The sequence below is a fragment of the Baekduia sp. genome, from assembly GCF_035996765.1.
Classification (GTDB): Bacteria; Actinomycetota; Thermoleophilia; order Solirubrobacterales; family Solirubrobacteraceae; genus Baekduia.
Window position 1 is genome coordinate 61,421 of the sequence record NZ_DASYJG010000035.1, and the last position, 17,474, is coordinate 78,894.

The window sequence follows — 17,474 nt, forward strand, 5'->3', positions numbered from 1 at the left end:
CTCGATGCAGGACAACTCCATGGATGCCAAGACCCTCACCCGGCTCATCGACGTCGGTCGGGGGCTGCTCTCCGAGCTGGACCTCGACGCGCTCCTGGCACGGATGCTCGAGGTGGCGCGCGAGCTGACCGGCGCGCAGTACGCCGCGGTCGGCATCATGGACGAGCGGCGCGAGGGGCTGGAGCGGTTCTTGACCAGCGGCATCCCGGCGTCCGAGCGTGCGGCGATCGGCGACCTTCCGCGCGGCCACGGGGTCCTCGGGCTCCTCATCGAGGACCCGCACCCGCTGCGGCTGGCCGACGTCGGCGCCCATCCGCGCTCCTACGGCTTCCCGCTGAGCCATCCGCCGATGGGCAACTTCCTCGGCGTGCCGATCGTCGTCCGCGGCGTGGCGTGGGGCAACCTGTACCTCACGGGCAAGTCCAACGGCGACTTCACCGACAGCGACGAGAAGGCCATGGTCGTGCTCGCCGATTGGGCGGCGATCGCTGTCGCCAACGCGCGGCTGTACTCCGACGTCGCGGCGCGACGTGACCAGCTGGAGCGCACGGTGCGTGCGCTGGACACCACCGCTGAGATCTCCAGCGCCATTGGCGGCGAGATCGAGCTCGACCGCATCCTCGAGCTGCTGGCCAAGCGCGGCCGTGCGCTCGTCGCGGCGCGGACCGCCGTGATCATCCTGGTCAGCGGCGGCCAGTTGGAGGTGGCGGCCGCGGCCGGCATCGTGCCCGACGGCCTCGTCGGCCGCCGGGCCAGCAGCGAAGAGTGGGCGTTGGGCGCCGTGCTGCGCTCCAACCGCCCAGAGCGACTCAATGACCTTGATCGTCGTGCGGGCCGGATGTTCGCCGCCGAGCTGGACGCCACCGCCGGGATCCTGGTCCCGCTGCTGCACCGCGGGCGCGCGATAGGCCTCATGGCCGCGTTCGATCGCCTGGAGGACGGCCCCGAGTTCAGCGTCGACGACGAGCGCCTGCTGCAGGCCTTCGCCGCCACCGCCGCGACCGCGGTCGCGACCGGGCAGAACGTCATGTCGCACTCGATGGAGGGCAGCATCCGCGCTTCGGAGGCCGAGCGCCGCCGGTGGGCGCGCGAGCTGCACGACGAGACGCTCCAGGAGCTCGGTGGCCTGCGAGTCCTGCTGTCGGCGGCCCGGCGCAGCGACGACCCGGAGCGGCTGGACGAGGCGCTCGGCCAGGCCCTCGACCTCGTCACCGGCGGGATCGCCAACCTGCGGGCGCTGATCGCCGACCTGCGGCCGGCTGCGCTGGACGACATCGGCACCGGCGCCGCGCTCAGCGGGCTGGTCGAGCGGGTCCGTGCGACGAGCGGGCTGCCGATCGCGCTGACGGTCGACCTGGCCTTCGAGGCCGGACGCGTGGCGAGCCGCCACGTGCCCGAGTTGGAGGAGGCGATTTACCGCATCGTCCAGGAAGCGCTCACCAACGCGATCAAGCACGCCGACGCCCAGCAGGTGTGGATCGAGGTGCGTGAGACCGACGGGTCGGTCGCGATCGTCGTCGGCGACGACGGCCAGGGCTTTGACCCGGATGGCGCGGCCAAGGGCTTCGGGCTCGTCGGCATGCGGGAGCGCACGATGCTCGCTGAAGGCACCCTGGAGGTGCGCTCGGCGGCCGACGCAGGGACGGTCCTGGAGGTCTGGCTTCCCGTCCGGGAGACCGTGGCCGCTCAGGCGGCGAACGGCTGAACGGTGGCGCCGCGCAACAGCGGCGGCAGGTCCTCGGCGGCACGGTCCCAGAGCACGTAGTCGCGTGCGCCGCGTGCCTTCGCGGCCGCCGCTGCCGCGGGATGGTCCTCGAGTCCGAGGATGACCAGCGCGCAAGAGGTGGGCAGGACGCCGGGGCGGCCGACCGCCAGCAAGCCCTCGTAGAGGACGAGGAAGTCGGCGTGGTGCTCGCGGGCGAGGCGTCCGGCCTCGGTGGCCAGCGTCGCAGCAGCCACGACCTCGACGCCGGGCTCGCCGTCGATCAGCATCCGGAGCGCGAAGCGTCCGGAGGGAGCGCCGTGGGCGATGACGACCCGGATCGGGTCGTCGCCGGCTCGTTGGTGCTGGTCCACCGGCCGAGCTTAGGGGCGTGGCGCGGGCCGAACATCCGGGATCATCCGCGCCGCTGCGGGCGGGAACTACGGTCAGGTCGTGTCGAGCAGCCCGCGGTCCAGCGCGTAGCGGACGAGGTCGGCCCGCGTGGTGCGGCGCAGCTTCTGCTGGATGTGCGCCCGGTGGGACTCCACGGTCCGCACCGAGAGGAACAGCTGCTGGGCGATGTCGTTGTTGGTGTGGCCGAGCGCGATGAGCCGCAGGATCTCGACCTCGCGATCGGTCAGATCGTCTGCCGGCGCGGGGGCGGCCGCCGGCGCGGCGGCGATCTGGGCGCCCAGACGTGGGTGGAGGTAGACCTCGCCGCGGGCGGCGCAGCGGACGGCGTCGACGAGCTCGCTGTCGGCAGCTTCCTTCAACACGTAGGCCTTGGCACCGGCCTGCAACGCGGTGCGCGCGTACTCCGGGTTCTCCTGCATGGTCAGGATCACCACGCGCGTTGCGGGCGCACCGTCGGCGAGCGCCGGAAGGGCGTCGAGACTGGAGGCGCTGTCGGTGCCTGGCATGTTGAGGTCCAAGACGAGGATCGCCGGTCGATGGGCCTTGGTCAGCCGGACGGCGTCGTCGACCGTGCCCGCCTCGGCGATCACGCGTAACCCGTCTTCGGCGTCGAGGAGCATCCGCAGCCCGCTGCGCACAACAGCGTGGTCGTCGGCCAGCACGATGGTGATCTCGTCGTCGGCCATGACGGCCCATCATGACGGCCCACCCGCCCCCGCGGGAAACCCGCAGCGGCCGTGTGGATCTCTGCCGATGTCACGCCGGCGGCCGGCATCGATGCTGATGAGCAGCCCGTCCCGTCCGTCCTAAGGAGCCCATCGCATGCCCCGTCCATTCCGCCTCGCCGGCATCATCGCCGGCCTCGTCCTCGTCGCCTTCGGCATCGGAGCGATCGTCATCGGCATCTCCGGCCGTCATGAGGTCAGCACCGACGTCAAGCGCGAGCAGATCGTCGGCACGCCCGACATGAAGCCGTCGCTGATCGCCGTCGCCGCCAAGGAGGCCGGGCTGAGCAACGTCACGCTGCCGACCTGTGATGTCGCCGGCAAGGCCATCACCAACGGCAGCCAGGCCAAGTGCTTTGCCAGCTACATGCGCATCCACGCGCTTGAGGCCACGGGCGGCAAGACCTACGCCCAGATGCCCCAGTACGCGACCGTCGACGGCAAGGGCACCAACGTTCCGGCCCAAGCCGCCAAGGATCCGAAGACCGGGCAGCCGCAGAGCAACCCCGCCCGCCAGGTCTGGATCAGCGAGACCGCGCTGACCACCGCGCTCAACACCTCGTTCTTCGCCTCGAGCGTCGGCCTCTTTGCCATCGTCATGGGTCTCGCGCTGCTGCTCAGCGGTGTCGGCTTCATCGTCCTCGCCGCCGGGCTGCTCGGCCCCGAGGGCCTGCGCCGCCGCACCGTCGCCGGCACGCCGCGCTCCACCGAGCCGGCTGCGGTCTAGCAGGATCGCTCGACGCGCCCGGTGGCCTGCATGGCACCGGGGGCGCGAGCGGAAGGGGCCGTCTCCGCGGCAATAGACTGCAGACGATGCGGCCCACGCCAGGAAGACGCTGAACAGTGGGCGTCGATGACTGCGACGTCGCGGTGGTCGGTGCGGGCCTCGTCGGTCTGGCCAGCGCGCTGCAGTTGCTGCGGCGCGAGCCGTCGCTGGACGTCGTGGTGGTCGAGGCCGAGACGCAGGTGGCCACGCATCAGAGCGGCCACAACTCCGGGGTGGTCCACGCTGGCGTCTACTACCAGCCGGGCTCGCTGAAGGCGCGGCTGTGCCGGGAGGGGCGCCAGGAGCTGATCGCCTTCGCCCAAGACCACGCGATCCCGTTCCGGCAGGACGGCAAGCTGATCGTCGCGAGCCGTCCGTCGGAGCATGGTCGCCTGGACGATCTCCACGACCGCGCGCGGGCCAACGGCCTGCGCGACGTGCGGTTGCTGAGCGGGCCGGAGCTGCGCGAGATCGAGCCCCATGTCGCGGGCGAACGTGCCCTGCACGTGCCCGAGAGCGGCGTGATCGACTTCGGTCAGGTGGCGCTCGCCTGCCGGCGCGAGCTCGAGGGCCTGGGCGCCGAGCTGCGCGTGGGGTGGCCGGTGACCTCGGCGCAGCGCGCGGGGGGCGGCTGGAGCCTGGAGTCCGACGGGCGGCTGCTGCGGGCGCGCACGGTGCTCTGCTGCGGCGGGCTGTTCGCCGACCGCCTGCTGCGCATGACCGATACCGATCCCGCCCGCCCGCGGCGGCACGCGATCGTGCCGTTTCGCGGCAACTACTACAAGATGCTCGATCGCGCGAGCCATCTCGTCAACGCCATGATCTACCCCGTGCCCGATCCGCGGCTGCCGTTCCTCGGCGTCCACTTCACGCGGGGCATCGACGGGACCGTGCACGTCGGCCCCAACGCGCTCGTCGCATTGGGGCGCAACGGCACCGGCGCCCGGGGCGCCAGCTGGACCGACATCCGCGACACCATCACCTTCCCCGGTTCGGCGCGCCTGGCTCGGACCTACGCGCGCGTCGGCGCGGCCGAGCTCTGGCGCGACATCGTTAAGCCAGCGGCGGTGCGCGAGATGCGCCGCTATCTGCCGGAGCTGCGCGCCGGCGACCTGCGGCGCGGCGGCAGCGGTGTGCGGGCCCAGTGCGTGGCGAGTGACGGCGCGCTGGTCGACGACTTCCTCGTCGAGGAGGGGCCGCAGGTGGTCAACGTGCTCAACGCGCCGTCGCCCGCCGCGACCGCCTCGCTGGCCATCGGCCGGCTCGTGGCCGAGCGCGTGCTGCAGTCACTGCGCGATGTCAGGGCGCCGGAGGAGGCGGGCCCGGCGGGGTGAGCAGCTGGTCGCGGTAGGCGACCGCGATCGCCTCGGCGCGGCTGGTGACGCCGAGCTTGCGGCGGATGTTGCCGACATGGGTCGCCACGGTCTTCGGGCTGATCACGAGCCGCTCGGCGATCTGCACCCATTTGAGGCCCTCAGCGAGCAGGTTGAGGACCTCGTGCTCGCGTCGCGTGAGACGACCGCTCGTCGTCGAGACCGGCTCGGGCGCCGCTCGGCGCGTCGCGATGCGCAGGCGCGCCAGGACTTCGTCGGGTGCCGAGGGCTTGGTGACGTAGTCATCGGCGCCCATGAGCAGGCCGGCCACGCGATCGTAGGTCTCGGTGCGGGTGCCCGAGAGGAAGATGACGGCGAGCTCCGGCCCAAGGTCGTTCTTGAGCGTGCGGCAGACCTCGTAGCCGCAGAGCGTGCCGAGCGGGATCTCGAGGATCACGGCGACCGGCCAGATCTCGCGCGCTTTGGTGAGCGCTTCGGCGCCATCTGAGACCTCGAAGACCCGGAAGCCGGCGTCGACGAGGACGTCGACGAGCGGCGTTCTCGCCTCGACATCCGGATCCGCGATGAGTACCGCGTCGGCGATTTCAATCCCTCCTTGGTCAGCCCTCGAAACGGGACGGCTCGTGCCACTAGACGCCAGATGCGCCCTCTCAGTCCGTGATCACCTAGGTCGTACCCGGAAAAGGTCGGTCGTGCTGCGGAGGTTGTGCGAAATCTCCATTGGAGACGCTGAGGGAAGCGCCTACTCATTCATCCAGCTACGCGAGGTCAAGACCATGCCGGACATTTCAGCGACGCCACAGACGAGTGCCATCGCGAATGCAGCGTCCGGAGCGGTCGATGCCGCCGCGGGAACGGTGACCAGCGCGGCTGCCGCGGTGCCGACCCCGGCTCCGCCGCCTGATCCGGCTCCGGCTCCGCCCGATCCGGCTCCGGCTCCGCCCGATCCGGCGCCGGCGCCTAAGCCCGCGGCGCCTGCGGCCGAGGCGGCCCCGGTCCCGACGCCGAAGGTCGCTCAGCCGGTGGCCGACGCGGCCGCGTCGGTTCCGACGCCGAAGGTCGCTCAGCCGGTGGCCGATGCGGTCGCATCGGTTCCCACCCCAAAGGCTGCCCAGCCGGTGGCCGATGCGGTCGCGTCGGTTCCGACGGCGAAGGTCGCCCAGCCGGTGGCCGATGCCGTTCCGCCCGCCACCTCGCCCGCTCCCAAGCCGGCGCAGGTCGTCGATGCGGTCGCCCACGTCACCGCGGCACCCGCCGTCAAGTCGGTCACCGACCAGGCGACGGCGACGGTGAGCGATGCGATCGCACCGCATGCTGCGTCAACGGTGGACCTCTCCAGCGCCAAGTCGGTGGCCGACACGGCGACCGGGGCGGTCGACGGCGCGACCGCCGCCGTCGCGGCTCCTGCCGGAGCGGTCACCCATGTCGCCGATCCGGTGGTCAACAGCGCCGTGGGCGCGGCCGGCCAGGCGGCTGATCCGGTGGTCAACAGCGCGGTGGGAACGGTCACGCAGGCGACGGATCCCGTGGTCAAGGGGACCGTGGGGACCATCACGCAGGCGACGGATCCGGTGGTCAAGGGGACCGTGGGGACGGTCACGCAGGCGGCCGAGCCGGTGGTCCACACCACCACGACGGTGACCCAGGCGGCTGCGCCTGTCGTCGACGCCACCACCACGACCGTCTCGCATGCCACCGATCCGGTGCTTCCGGCCGCCGGCGCGGCCACCGGTGGCGCCGGCCCGGCGGTGAAGCAGACCGTCGACACCGTCACGTCGACGGCCGCTCAGGTCGCCGGGCCCGCGCGGCCGGTGGTCGACACCGTCTCCGCGGCCTCCTCGGGCGCTGCGCGCACCGCCGACGCCGTCGCCGCATCCGGGCCGGTCGCGCCGGGCACGACGGCGGCCCGCGTGGTCGACACGATCCCCGGCGCGCCCCTCAGCCAAGCGACCCAGGCCACCCAAGCCGCCCGCGACAGCGTCGCTTCCGCCGCCGGCGTCCGGCCGCCGGTCACCGACGTCGCCGCCGGCACCGGTGTCCGGCCATCGGTCACCGACATCGCCTCCCACGGGGTGGCGGCTCCGCGCACGGGTCTGGTCGACACCCTGGCGGGCACGCCGGGCGCTGACCCCGGCATCCTCGCCGCGCCTCCCGCGCCGGCTCCCACGACCTCATCGCTGCTCGCGCACACGGCGGTCGTCTCGCCAACGTCCACGCCCGGCGGCGGCGCCGCGCACAGCACGGCCGCCGACGCGGTCGCCCACGTCGCCACCGACCCGCGCTTCCTGGTGGTCACCGGCGTCACGGCCCTGGCCGGCACGGTCTACGTCGCCGCGCGCGGCGCGAGCTCGGTGGCCGGCGGTGACCCGGGCATCATCCTCAGCAATGTCCGGTTGATCCCCTGCCTCGTCAGGAGCGGAATGGCGTCGGGTGCCACAACGTTGGCCGGCCTCGGCTCCGGCGTCCAGCACGTGGCCGGCTCCACCTCCACGACGGTCCGTGCCGGGATCGACGGCGTCAACCACCGCGCGTCGAAGGTCGCAGAGACGGCGCGCAAGGACCTGGCCGAGCACGTGGTCGATCCCTTCCGCGAAGGGGTCGCGCGTGCCACCGGCAACGCCCCGGGCAACGGCGGCAGCGGGAGCGACATGTTCTTCCTGGGTATCGGCCTGGTCGTCGGACTGCTGTACGCCGCGATCCTGACGCTGTGGCTCTTCCTCGTCCGCCCGCGGTGGAGCACCCGGGCATGAGGCGGCTCTCGACGGCGATCGTCGCCGCCCTCGCGGGGGTGGCGGCGACGCTGGCGATCGCACCGCGCGACGGCGCCAACGCGGCAGGCAGCGCGCAGCCCACGGTGCTGAAGGTCGGCGACCGCGTGGTGGTCGACGGCCAGCCGATGGGCTGTCGCGTCGCCCGCCAGGACGGCCGGACGGTCATGGACTGCCGTCGCGGCGGCCAGCTGGCCGGCACCTACGGAACGATGCTGAGCGCTCGCAAGGCGATGGTCGTCCGCTACCGCAGCAACCGCGTGGCCAAGGTGGTCTTCACCGCCACCCACGGCGGCAGCGCGCACGTGTGCAAGTGACCGAGTGACGTCGCCGCGGCGTCAGATCAGCTGTGACAACGAGAAATCCAGCGGCTCGTCGAAGGTGCTGAGCATGCGCCGGCGCAGCGTCTCGTAGCGGCGCATCGTCTCGCTGCGCCGCCCTCGCCGCAGCAGCAGGCTGAAGAGCTCGCGGTGCACGTCGATGTCAAACGGCTCGAGCTCGGCCAGACGGCTCAACGTCGCCGTCGCGGCGGACAGGTCGTCGTCGCGAGTCTCGATCTCGGCGAGCGTGCGCAGGGCACCGGCGACGAGGTCGCGCAGGCGGTCGCGCTCGTGCAGCGCCCATTCGGCGTAAGGCTCATCGGCCAGGAGATCTCCGCGGTACATCGCCACGCCCTGCCGGATCAAGGACATCGCGCAGGCGTCATCCTGGCCGGCGACGGCGCAACCCTCCGTGACGAGCTGCTCGAAGGCATCCGCGTCGATCCACACGTTGTCGTGGTCGAGCGCGTAGCCGCCACGCGTGGCGACCACGAACGACGACGGGGGCCGCACGGCACCACCGGGCTCGAGCTGCTCGCGGAGCTCGTGGACGAAGTAGCGCACGCCGCGGGTGTCGGGCGAGGAGCTCGGCGGCCAGAGCAGGCTGATGATCTCGTCGCTGAAGACGTTGCGGTGGCGTTCGGCGACGAGCAGCTTGAGGATCTGGCCCGGACGGTTGTTGATCCACCGCCCCTCCAGGACCTCGTCGCCGTTTGTCACACAGGTTCGGCCCAACACGAAGAGCCGCAGCTGCGGCGCTGACGACCACGAGGGAGAGCCGGGACGCTCGCGTGCCAGATGGCCGACTTCGCGGCGCAGCTCGGTGACGACGAGCCGCCCCGAGGGCGGCAGCGCCTGGATCGTCGCGGACGCGACGTCGAGCTGGGCGCCGGCGGGAAGGTCGACGCGCAGCGGGGGCAGCGGCCCCTCGTGGCCCAAGGCGAGCTCATGGACGCAGATGCCCTCCAGCCGGGTGCCGGGCCCGCGGCATCCGAGGATGGCGCAGCCCACGGGCGCGCCTACGTCGAGGGACACCGCTGCGCCGAGCAGCTGCACCGCAGCGCGGTTGGCGGCGACGACATGGCCGCCGGCATCTTGGACCACGATGGCGGCGGGATGGTGCTCGACAAGCTCCGCCGCAAGATCCGCGTCGATGGCGTGGCCGTTGATGGCGCTCAGTCCCTGCCGTCCCACTCGATCTCCGTTTCTGGCTTCGCTTGCCCTGTATTACCCGTGTGGAGCGGGTGGCACCGGGGACTTGGCGTGAACTGCCACATTCTTGGCCCGAAAACGCCACATTCACGAGTCTCTTCTTTCGACTAGGCGACCAACATCCTCTTAACCGCCCTCCGTATTTCAGGCGGGCACACGCCCTCTAACGTCGCGATCAACGGACTAGGGGATGCCAGATGTTGACGTCGTACCCCACGCGGTCGCCGCGTGTCGTCACTCACCGCTGCACGGATGCCAGAAGGTTCCTCACTGACACCGAGGAGGCCCGCACACGGCGTGTCGTCGGTGCGGCCAGGGCCGGGGATCGGGAGGCGATGGGGGAGCTGTACGTCCTGCACGCCCCGGCCGTGCATGCCCATGTGCTGGGGGTCGTCCGGAATCTGGACGATGCCGATGACGTCACCCAGCAGGTCTTCGCCAAGCTCCTGACCAGCCTCGACCGCTACCGGCCCGGGGAGGCGCCCTTTCTCGCGTGGGTGCTGCGCGTCGCACGCAACACGGCGCTCGATCACCTGCGCCGCGCACGCGTCCTGCCGATCGACGCGGTCGGCGACGCCCGTATGCGCGACGAGCGCGGCGCCGAAGAGGTGCGGGCCTCGCTGCGCGCGGCGCTGGCGCTGCTACCCCAGGGCCAGCGCGACGTGCTGCTGCTCACGCACCTGGTCGGCCTGTCGCCGCACGAGATCGCCGCGGTCCTCGGCTGCAGCGTGCGCGCCGTCCACGGCCTGCACTACCGCGGGCGCATCGCGGTGCGCGTGACGCTCACCGATCTGGGCTCGGCACCGGCCGTCGTGGGCATGGCACATCGCCAGCAGGACGGCGACGACCTGTTGGAGCTGTCGGCATGAGGTGGCGCATGGTCGTGCTCTTGGTGCTGGCGGTGATCGGCGTGGCCGTTCCGGTGGTGCTCGCCGCCACGCCGAACCAGATGCGCCCGGGCCAGCGGCTGGATGCGAAGGTGCTGCTGCTGTCGGCCGACGGCACCGAGCCTGGGTTCGCGGCCTGGAAGTACGAGCTGACGCGTGAGGGCGTGCCGTTTGACACCGTGGTGTCCTACACGGGCGCCGCCAAGACCAGCACGCTGACCGATGCGCGCCTGGCCGACTACGGCGGTGCTCAGCACGCGAAGTACGACGCGGTGATCCTGTCCAGCGGCGACCTCGGTCATCAGGTGGCCAACCCTGATGGCACGACGTCCTACCTCTCCGCGCTCACCGACGCTGAGTGGGCCACGCTGGCCAAGTTCGAGCAGACGTTCGGGGTCCGCCAGCTCAGCGACTACACCGCGCCCAGCCCGACGCACGGGCTCGTCGCCGTGGGCGGCGCCAGCCAGGACGGCAAGGTCGGGACGCTCACCGCTGCGGGCACAACGCTCTTCCCCTATCTGAAGGGGCCGATCCCGATCCCCAACGACGACCCCGACCCGGCCGCGAGCGAGGCCTTCGGCTACGCGGGGACGCCCGTCGACCCGCAGAACTGGCAGACGCTCGTCAGCGCGCCGGGCGGCGGCGCCTACCTCGGCATCTTCACGCACCCCGATGATGGGCGCGAGGAGATGGTCATGACGGTGGCCGGCAACGAGAACCAGAGCCACGCCCAGCTGCTGCGCCACGGGATGCTCAACTGGGTCACGCGCGGCGTCTTCCTCGGTTACCAACGCAATTACCTCGAGCTGCAGGTCGATGACCTGTTCCTCGGCGACGACGCCTGGGACCCGGCGACCCACACCACCAACTACGACCCGGCGGCCGCCAGCCGCATGACGTCCGGTGACGTCGCGCGTGCGGTGAGTTGGTCCGGGTCACACAACCTGAGGCTCGACTTCGCCTTCAACGGCGGCGGCAGCGCGCTGTGGCAGGACCAGACGAGCACGACGTCTGACCCCTTGGTCGGCGCCATCCAGGGCAACGCGTCCTCGTTCGGGTTCATCAACCACACCTTCGACCACCCCAACATGGATTGCTCGACGGCGCCGTTCATCACCAAGGAGGTCAACGACAACGTCGCGTGGGCCAACGCCCACGGGATCCCGATCGACAAGACCGAGGTCGTCACCGGCGAGCACTCCGGCCTGGCCAACTCCCGGCCGGGCAACCCGGGGACGATCGACCCGCCGTCGCTCGACGACGTCGAGCCGACGGACGGCACCGGCACCGCCGGTGGCGTGCCCTCGGGCACCTATGACTACGCCCTCACCGCGCGCTCGACCGCCGGCGAGTCGACGGCCTCGGAGGTCGACGCCGTGGTCGTCGGCACGACGGGCACGACCGGCAACACCGTGGCCGTCACGTTCAACGCCGTCTGCCACGCCGTCACCTACAACCTCTACCGGCGCACGTCATCGGCGGGTGCGTGGAGCCTGGTCGGCTCGCTGAACCGCTCGGCAGATGCGGCGACCGACGACGGAGCCAACCCCGTCAACCTGTCGATCACCGACGACGGCGCGACGGCGACCGCCGGCGCCCCGCCGACGGCCAACGGCGCTGCGCTCGCACCCTACGGACAGAACCCCAACTACCTGGCAGGACTGGTCGCCGCCGGCGTCGGGACCGTCGCCACCGACGCCTCCAAGACCTACCCGGTCGATCCGGCCAACGTGGCGGGCGCCCAGTGGCCGCTGGGCGCGACCTTCACCGAAGGCACGCCGCCGGCCGCCGGCTTCCAGGCCGTCCCGCGCTATCCGAGCAACGTGTACTACAACGTCTCGCGCCAGGGTCAGCAGCTCGACGAGTACAACTGGATCTACGTCGCGCCCGCCAACGGCGGCGGCTGCGTGGCCATTCCCCAGGTGACCACCTGCCGCACCACGCCGGCGACCTGGGCCGATTACGTGGCCAGCGAGAACACCATCATGTTCCGCCACCTCATGGGCAACGACCCGCGGCCGCACTTCATGCATCAGAGCAACCTCGCCGACTACAACCCGGCGCTGCCCGAGACCGACCCCAACCAGGGCGGCGTCCTCTATCCGGTGCTCGACGGTCTGTTGGCGCGGTATGACACGACCATCGACCGCGCCAAGGCGCCGCTGGTGCAGCTTACCAGCACGCAGGTCGCGGCGACGCTCGCACGGCAGAACAGCTGGGAGGCCCACCTCGCCGCCGGCGACGTCACCGCCTGGCTGCAAGACGGCAAGCTGCACGTCAAGAACGCGAGCGCGGCCGCGGTCGAGGTGCCGCTGACCGGCACCACGTTCGGCGATCCGTACGCCGGGCAGCTTTCCGGGTGGAAGACGATCGTCGCCGGCGCCGAGGTCGTGCTCACGCCTGAGCATCCGCTCGAGCTCGCGCCGGTCGCGAGCGGGGCCAAGCCGCCCGGAGCGGCCGGCGGCCAGTCGGGCGCCCAGGGCGTCTCGGGCAAGGGCACCAAGCAGGGTGCGCCGGTAGCGAAGCTGCAGCTGACCAAGCTGTCGATGAGCCCGAAGCGCTTCGCCGTCGCTCACCGTCGCCGGCAGCGTGGCACGCGCCTGGACGGATCGCGCATCACCTGGAAGCTCAACAAACGAGCGACGGTGCGGCTCGTCTTCCAGCGGCAGGTCGGCTCCAAGCACCACCGACGGTGGATCACCGTCGGCACGATCCGCCGCTCGGCGGCGAAGGGCACGGGCGTCGTGCGCTTCACCGGCCGCTTCGGCGCCAAGCCGATGGCACCCCGCACCTATCGCCTGACGGTCACGGCGAAGGCCGGGCGCCAGACGTCGGCGCCCAAGCGCGTGCAGTTCCGCGTGGAGCGTGCGCGATGAGCGGCGAGATGATCGATCGCGCGGCCGCTGAGGGTCCCGACGAGCCACGTCGGCGCTTCCGCCGCCGGACCGATCGCGATGAGGCGATGGCCGCCGATGCCGAGAGCTTCGCCGGCCTGCGAGCCGAACTGCTCCTGCTGCGCGAGGAAAACGCCAGGCTGAAGGCCGCCCAGCATCAGCGCGCCGACGTCAGCCGGCTGATCGGGCGCGCCCGGTCGCTGGCCGCGGCCGAGCCCGACCGCGACAGCGTCAGCGACGACGTCGAGCAACTGCTGGTGGAAGGGCTGCTGATTCGCGAGTCGCTCCTGGAGATCTGCCAGGAGGTCGAGCGGTCGATGGTCGCCTTCGAAGGCAAGTTGAATGCCTTGATCGCCGTGAACGACGCCGACCCCGATATCGAGCAGGGAGATGACTACCGTTCCGGTGTCGTCTGAGCCGCGGCCCAAGGTCCTGCTGACGACGGAGGGCACCTACCCCTATGTCATGGGCGGCGTCAGCTCGTGGTGCGATCTGCTGGTCAACAGCCTCACCGAGTTCGACTGGCAGGTCCTGCCGATCGTCGCGCCGCATGGCCGGCCGCCGACGTTCACCCTGCCCGCGCACGCGAGCGAGATCGGGCCCGTCGAGGTCTGGTCAGAAGAGCTCCCCAAGGCCAAGCACGGGCGCCGGGGCGACCGGCGCTCGGGCGTCGAGCTGCCGTCGATCCTGGTGCGCAACCTGTTGGGGTGGGAGGGCAGCACCGACGCGGTGGTGGCCGCCTGGGTCTGGTGTCGTCGCCATCCCGGCAGCGTGCGCCAGGCGTTTCGCTCCACGCGCGGCTGGGCCTCATTCCTGGCCGGACTGAGCGAGGTGCTCGCCGAGCGCATTCCCGAGGCCGGCACGCCGCCGGCATTGGATCTGGTCGAGGCGGCGACGCTGTACCAGACGCTGTACTGGGTCGCCCGCACCGCGGCCGTGCCCACACCGCCGACCGACGTCCTGCACGTCACCGCGGCCGGGTGGGCGGCGATTCCCGCCGTCGTCCACAAGGCTATGCACCGCACGCCGATGGTCCTGACCGAGCATGGCGTGTATGTCCGCGAGGCCTACCTGGCCGCCGCGCGCAACGGCGACTCGCCCGGCAGCCGGTTTGCCGCCACGCGCCTGGCGCGCGGGCTGGCGCGGACCGCCTATGCGGTCGCTGACGTCGTCTCACCGGTCACCGACGCCAATGCTCACTGGGAGCTCGGCCTCGGGATCGACCCCAACAAGATCCTGGTGCTCTACAACGGGCTGCAGCCGCCCGCCGAGCCGACGCCGCCGCCGGGAAACCAGACGGTGGTGTCGGTCGGACGCCTCGATCCGCTCAAGGACGCTCACACGATGCTGCGGGTGGCCGCGCAGACCACAGCGCACCTGCCCGGGGCACGGTTCCTGCATTACGGCCCGGTGCCGCGCGGCGAGGAGATCTACGGGCGCTCGTGCGTGGCGCTGCACGAGCGGCTCGGGCTCGGCGAGCGCTTCCGCTTCATGGGCCCGACGGGCGATCCAACTGGCGTGGTGCGCGCTTCTGACGTGGTCCTGATGACCAGCATCTCCGAGGGGCTGCCGATGGCGATCCTCGAGGCGATGGGCCAGGCCCGGCCGGTGGTCTCGACCGGCGTCGGCGGCGTCCCGGAGGTCGTGCGTGGCTGCGGCATGGTGTGCGCGCCCGGTGACGACCACGGCCTGGCGACCGCCGTGGTCATGCTGCTGCGCAACCCCGAGCTGGCGTGGCGCCTGGGCCGGCGCGGGCACCGCCGTCTCGGTCGCCTCTTCAACGAGTCGGCCTGCATCGACGGCTACCGCGAGCTGCTGGATGCGCTGGTCGGCAACGGCAACGTGGGCGTCGGCATCGGCCGGCCGGCCGTCGGGGCGCGGGCATGACGGCGCCCACGATGGAGCCGACCGACGCGCGGCTGCTCGTCGAGGCGCGCCTGGGCCGCGCGCCCCAGGACATGCTCGAGGCCGCCGTCGTCCTTGAAGCTTGGGCAGGCGTTCCGGCCCAGACGGCGCTCGCCGCGGCAAGCGCCACGATGCCCGTGGAGCCGGCCCGTCCTCAGCCCAGCGTGGGCCGGCTCCCGCGGCATCGCGAGGGCGAGGGCGTGCTCGCCGACGGCGTCGCGTTCCTGATCACCGTCGTGGCGATCGCCTGCTGGGCGGCCCCGCTGTCGTCGAGCATGGGCGTCACGGCGGTCGAGCATGGGCTGACGCTGGCCCTGCCCCTGACGCTGGCGCTGCAGCGCATCCTCGGCAGTCGCTTCCTCGATCGGCCCCAGGGGATTGCACAGCTGGCCCTGCACCGTGCTCTGCTGCTGATGGGCGCGGCCGCGGTGCTGCTGATCCCGGCGCTCTTGCTGGGTGCGGGCGGGACGCTGGCCGGCCTGCTGACGATCAGCTGGACCGGCGGGACGATCCTGATCCGCCGCCGCTGGCCGGCCGTGTACGTGATGATCGTCCTGGCGGCCACCGTGGCGATGGCGGCCGGGGTCGAAGCGCTGGACGTCGTGGCCCTCGCGGCGGTCACGACGGTGGTGGCCGTGGCACTGGCGCTGCGCTCCCCGGCCTCGCCGAGCCGGCGGTCGCTCGGGGCCGCCGAGCCGGTCGCGATGGCCGGCGCGATCGGCGTCGGCCTGGGCGTCCTGCTGGTGTTGGACCGCTCCGTCAGCTGGACCGACGGCGCCTTGCCCGCGCTGGCGCTTGTGCCGTCGACGGTCGCCGCGCTGCTGGCCGGCTATCACCTGCGCCGCCTGGAGTGGGCTATCCCGCGGGCGCTGGCGGGCGTGGCGGCGACGGGCGCACACGCCAAGCGGCTGGGGCGGGCGCCGACGCGCGTGCTGCTCAGGGCGCTGCTGTGGCTGGTGGTGGTCAGCGGGGCGCTGTCGGCCGGGCTGCTCTGGTTGTCGCCGTGGCTCGGCGCGAGCGCGCGAGCGGGCGGCGTGATGGTCGGCTTCGCGCTCGTCGCGCTGGCGAGCATGGTGATCGGCTTGCTCGAGTCGCTGGGGCGTGGCCGCTGGGCGCTGGTGGCGGTCGGGTGTGGCGCGACGGCCGAAGCGCTCGTCGCGATCGGCGACGTGGATCCCTTTCCGGGCGCCGGCTTGGTGATCGGCGGTGGCGTGGTCGTCACCCTGGCGCTGCCGGTCGTCGTGGCGCTGCTGCGCCATCCGGCAAGCACCCTGGCCACGGCCCTGTGGATCCCATGAGGACGGCCGTGTCGCATCCGGTGCTCGCGCTGGCCTCGCTGGGGATCGGGGTGGCGATCGCGGTCGTGGTGACGCTCCTGAGCCGCGGATCGGATCGCGGTGGCGGGACCTGCCGTGCGGCGCTGATCCCCGCCTATGTCGCACCACATGAGCTTGCCGCATTGGTGCACAGCCCGAACCGTCCGCGGATGGTGATCGTCAACCCCGACAGCGGGCCGGGGTTGCACGAGGCGCGCGCCTATGGCGACGCCGTCCGGGCGCTGCAGGCGGCGGGTGTACGCGTGCTGGGCTACGTGCCGACGGGCTACGGCGGCCGCCCGCTCACCGAGGTGCTCGCCGACGTTCGCCGCTACCTGTCCTGGTACCGCGTCGACGGGATCTTCTTCGACGAGGCGTCCTCAGACGCGGCGCTCCTGCCCTATTACCGCGCGCTGGGCCGGGCGGCCCGCGGCGCCGGCGGTGCGACCGTGGTCCTCAACCCGGGCGTGCCCCCGGCCTCGGGCTACTTCGACGTTGCCGATGTCGTCGTCACGTTCGAGGGCACGCACGCCGGCTACGCGGATGCGATGCAGGCCACGCCGGAGTGGCTGCGCCGGATGCGTCCCGACCGCGTCGCCCACCTCGTCTACGGCGCGACCCGCGCGCAGGCGCAGGATGCGGTGGCCGGCGCGGCAGCGGGCTACGTGTATGGGACGTCGGGCGCGATGCCCAACCCGTGGCGCATCCTGCCGGCGTACCTGCGCGACGAAGAGGAGGCATTGGCGGCATGTTGATGACCTTGCGGGCTGTGGCTGCCGTCCTCGCTCAGACCTCTCTGCACGACGATCGCTCAGCCCTCTTTACCGTCTTGTTGGTCGGTCTTGGCGCGGCGGTCGGCGTGATCGTGGGGGTGCTTCCGGCGCTGGTGGCGGCGGTGCTGCTCGGCTACCTGCCGCCGCCGCGGTTGCGGCGCTGGGATGCGAGCGGTGTGCTCCTCGAGCCGCGGCTCATCGAGTTCGCGGCCGAGCGGGCGCCGACGGCCGAGCCCGCGCCCGTCGTCCTCGCGGCCGCCGAGGAGCCGTCGGGCGACCCGTCGCCACGCTCCAGGCCACTCGCGATCCTCGCGCATGCCCGTCACCAGGCCGTCTACGACGCCGCTTATGCCGAGCAGCTCGACCGCGTCGAGACGCTGCGCTCGGCCATCGGCGGCCGGCGGAGCAAGGCTCCCGAACCACCCGCCGACTGACACCCCCGTGACCGCCCTCGAAAG

At 72.0% G+C, this 17,474-nt stretch carries 16 protein-coding genes; 12 read left to right on the top strand and 4 right to left on the bottom strand.

Annotated features, from left to right (window positions below):
• Positions 1-19 precede the first annotated feature (19 nt).
• Positions 20-1,705, top strand: coding sequence for a GAF domain-containing sensor histidine kinase (locus tag VGO10_RS07760; RefSeq protein WP_327466888.1), 1,686 nt, complete (start codon positions 20-22; stop codon positions 1,703-1,705).
• On the opposite strand, the gene VGO10_RS07765 is transcribed toward VGO10_RS07760, so the two are convergent.
• A complete protein-coding gene (locus tag VGO10_RS07765) occupies positions 1,687-2,076 on the bottom strand; it encodes a hypothetical protein (protein ID WP_327466890.1) in 390 nt (129 codons plus the stop codon). The two genes, VGO10_RS07760 and VGO10_RS07765, sit on opposite strands and share 19 nt — an antisense overlap.
• Positions 2,077-2,148: 72 nt before the next feature.
• Entirely contained in the window at positions 2,149-2,802 is a 654-nt protein-coding gene (locus VGO10_RS07770) for a response regulator transcription factor (protein ID WP_327466892.1), read from the bottom strand.
• Between the two features lie 136 nt (positions 2,803-2,938).
• Between VGO10_RS07770 and VGO10_RS07775 the strand changes: the two genes are divergently transcribed.
• Both VGO10_RS07775 and lhgO read left to right on the top strand, forming a co-directional pair.
• A complete protein-coding gene (locus VGO10_RS07775) occupies positions 2,939-3,568 on the top strand; it encodes a hypothetical protein (protein ID WP_327466894.1) in 630 nt (209 codons plus the stop codon).
• A 116-nt stretch (positions 3,569-3,684) separates the two neighbouring features.
• Positions 3,685-4,941: an L-2-hydroxyglutarate oxidase gene (lhgO, locus tag VGO10_RS07780; protein ID WP_327466896.1), complete on the top strand. Its 1,257-nt coding sequence runs from the start codon at positions 3,685-3,687 to the stop codon at positions 4,939-4,941.
• On the opposite strand, the gene VGO10_RS07785 is transcribed toward lhgO, so the two are convergent.
• Positions 4,907-5,581 (bottom strand): response regulator transcription factor, encoded by a 675-nt coding sequence (locus tag VGO10_RS07785; protein ID WP_327467049.1) that lies wholly within the window; start codon positions 5,579-5,581, stop codon positions 4,907-4,909. The two genes, lhgO and VGO10_RS07785, sit on opposite strands and share 35 nt — an antisense overlap.
• 136 nt (positions 5,582-5,717) lie before the next feature.
• Here VGO10_RS07785 and VGO10_RS07790 point away from each other — a divergent pair, with 136 nt between their 5' ends.
• On the top strand, positions 5,718-7,691 hold the full coding sequence (locus VGO10_RS07790) for a hypothetical protein (protein WP_327466898.1): 1,974 nt from the start codon (positions 5,718-5,720) through the stop codon (positions 7,689-7,691).
• A complete protein-coding gene (locus tag VGO10_RS07795; protein WP_327466900.1) occupies positions 7,688-8,026 on the top strand; it encodes a hypothetical protein in 339 nt (112 codons plus the stop codon). Before VGO10_RS07790 ends, VGO10_RS07795 begins: the two co-directional genes overlap by 4 nt.
• Positions 8,027-8,047: 21 nt before the next feature.
• Here the strand turns inward: VGO10_RS07795 and VGO10_RS07800 are convergent, their stop codons facing one another.
• Positions 8,048-9,223 carry a BTAD domain-containing putative transcriptional regulator gene (locus tag VGO10_RS07800; RefSeq protein ID WP_327466902.1) on the bottom strand — a complete coding sequence of 392 codons (1,176 nt, stop codon included), beginning with the start codon at positions 9,221-9,223 and terminating at the stop codon, positions 8,048-8,050.
• Positions 9,224-9,576: 353 nt separating this feature from the next.
• Between VGO10_RS07800 and VGO10_RS07805 the strand changes: the two genes are divergently transcribed.
• From VGO10_RS07805 to VGO10_RS07835, 7 genes are all read left to right on the top strand, one after another.
• Positions 9,577-10,110 carry a sigma-70 family RNA polymerase sigma factor gene (locus tag VGO10_RS07805; RefSeq protein ID WP_327466904.1) on the top strand — a complete coding sequence of 178 codons (534 nt, stop codon included), beginning with the start codon at positions 9,577-9,579 and terminating at the stop codon, positions 10,108-10,110.
• The gene (locus tag VGO10_RS07810; protein ID WP_327466906.1) at positions 10,107-13,004 is read left to right on the top strand and encodes a hypothetical protein; all 2,898 of its coding nucleotides are present in this window, start codon (positions 10,107-10,109) and stop codon (positions 13,002-13,004) included. The genes VGO10_RS07805 and VGO10_RS07810 overlap by 4 nt, the downstream gene beginning before the upstream one ends.
• 86 nt (positions 13,005-13,090) lie before the next feature.
• On the top strand, positions 13,091-13,438 hold the full coding sequence (locus VGO10_RS07815; protein ID WP_327466908.1) for a hypothetical protein: 348 nt from the start codon (positions 13,091-13,093) through the stop codon (positions 13,436-13,438).
• The gene (locus VGO10_RS07820) at positions 13,413-14,909 is read left to right on the top strand and encodes a DUF3492 domain-containing protein (protein WP_327466910.1); all 1,497 of its coding nucleotides are present in this window, start codon (positions 13,413-13,415) and stop codon (positions 14,907-14,909) included. Before VGO10_RS07815 ends, VGO10_RS07820 begins: the two co-directional genes overlap by 26 nt.
• Positions 14,906-16,225: a hypothetical protein gene (locus tag VGO10_RS07825; RefSeq protein WP_327466912.1), complete on the top strand. Its 1,320-nt coding sequence runs from the start codon at positions 14,906-14,908 to the stop codon at positions 16,223-16,225. The genes VGO10_RS07820 and VGO10_RS07825 overlap by 4 nt, the downstream gene beginning before the upstream one ends.
• A complete protein-coding gene (locus VGO10_RS07830; protein WP_327466914.1) occupies positions 16,222-16,998 on the top strand; it encodes a spherulation-specific family 4 protein in 777 nt (258 codons plus the stop codon). The genes VGO10_RS07825 and VGO10_RS07830 overlap by 4 nt, the downstream gene beginning before the upstream one ends.
• Entirely contained in the window at positions 16,992-17,450 is a 459-nt protein-coding gene (locus tag VGO10_RS07835) for a hypothetical protein (RefSeq protein WP_327466916.1), read from the top strand. The genes VGO10_RS07830 and VGO10_RS07835 overlap by 7 nt, the downstream gene beginning before the upstream one ends.
• Positions 17,451-17,474 lie beyond the last annotated feature (24 nt).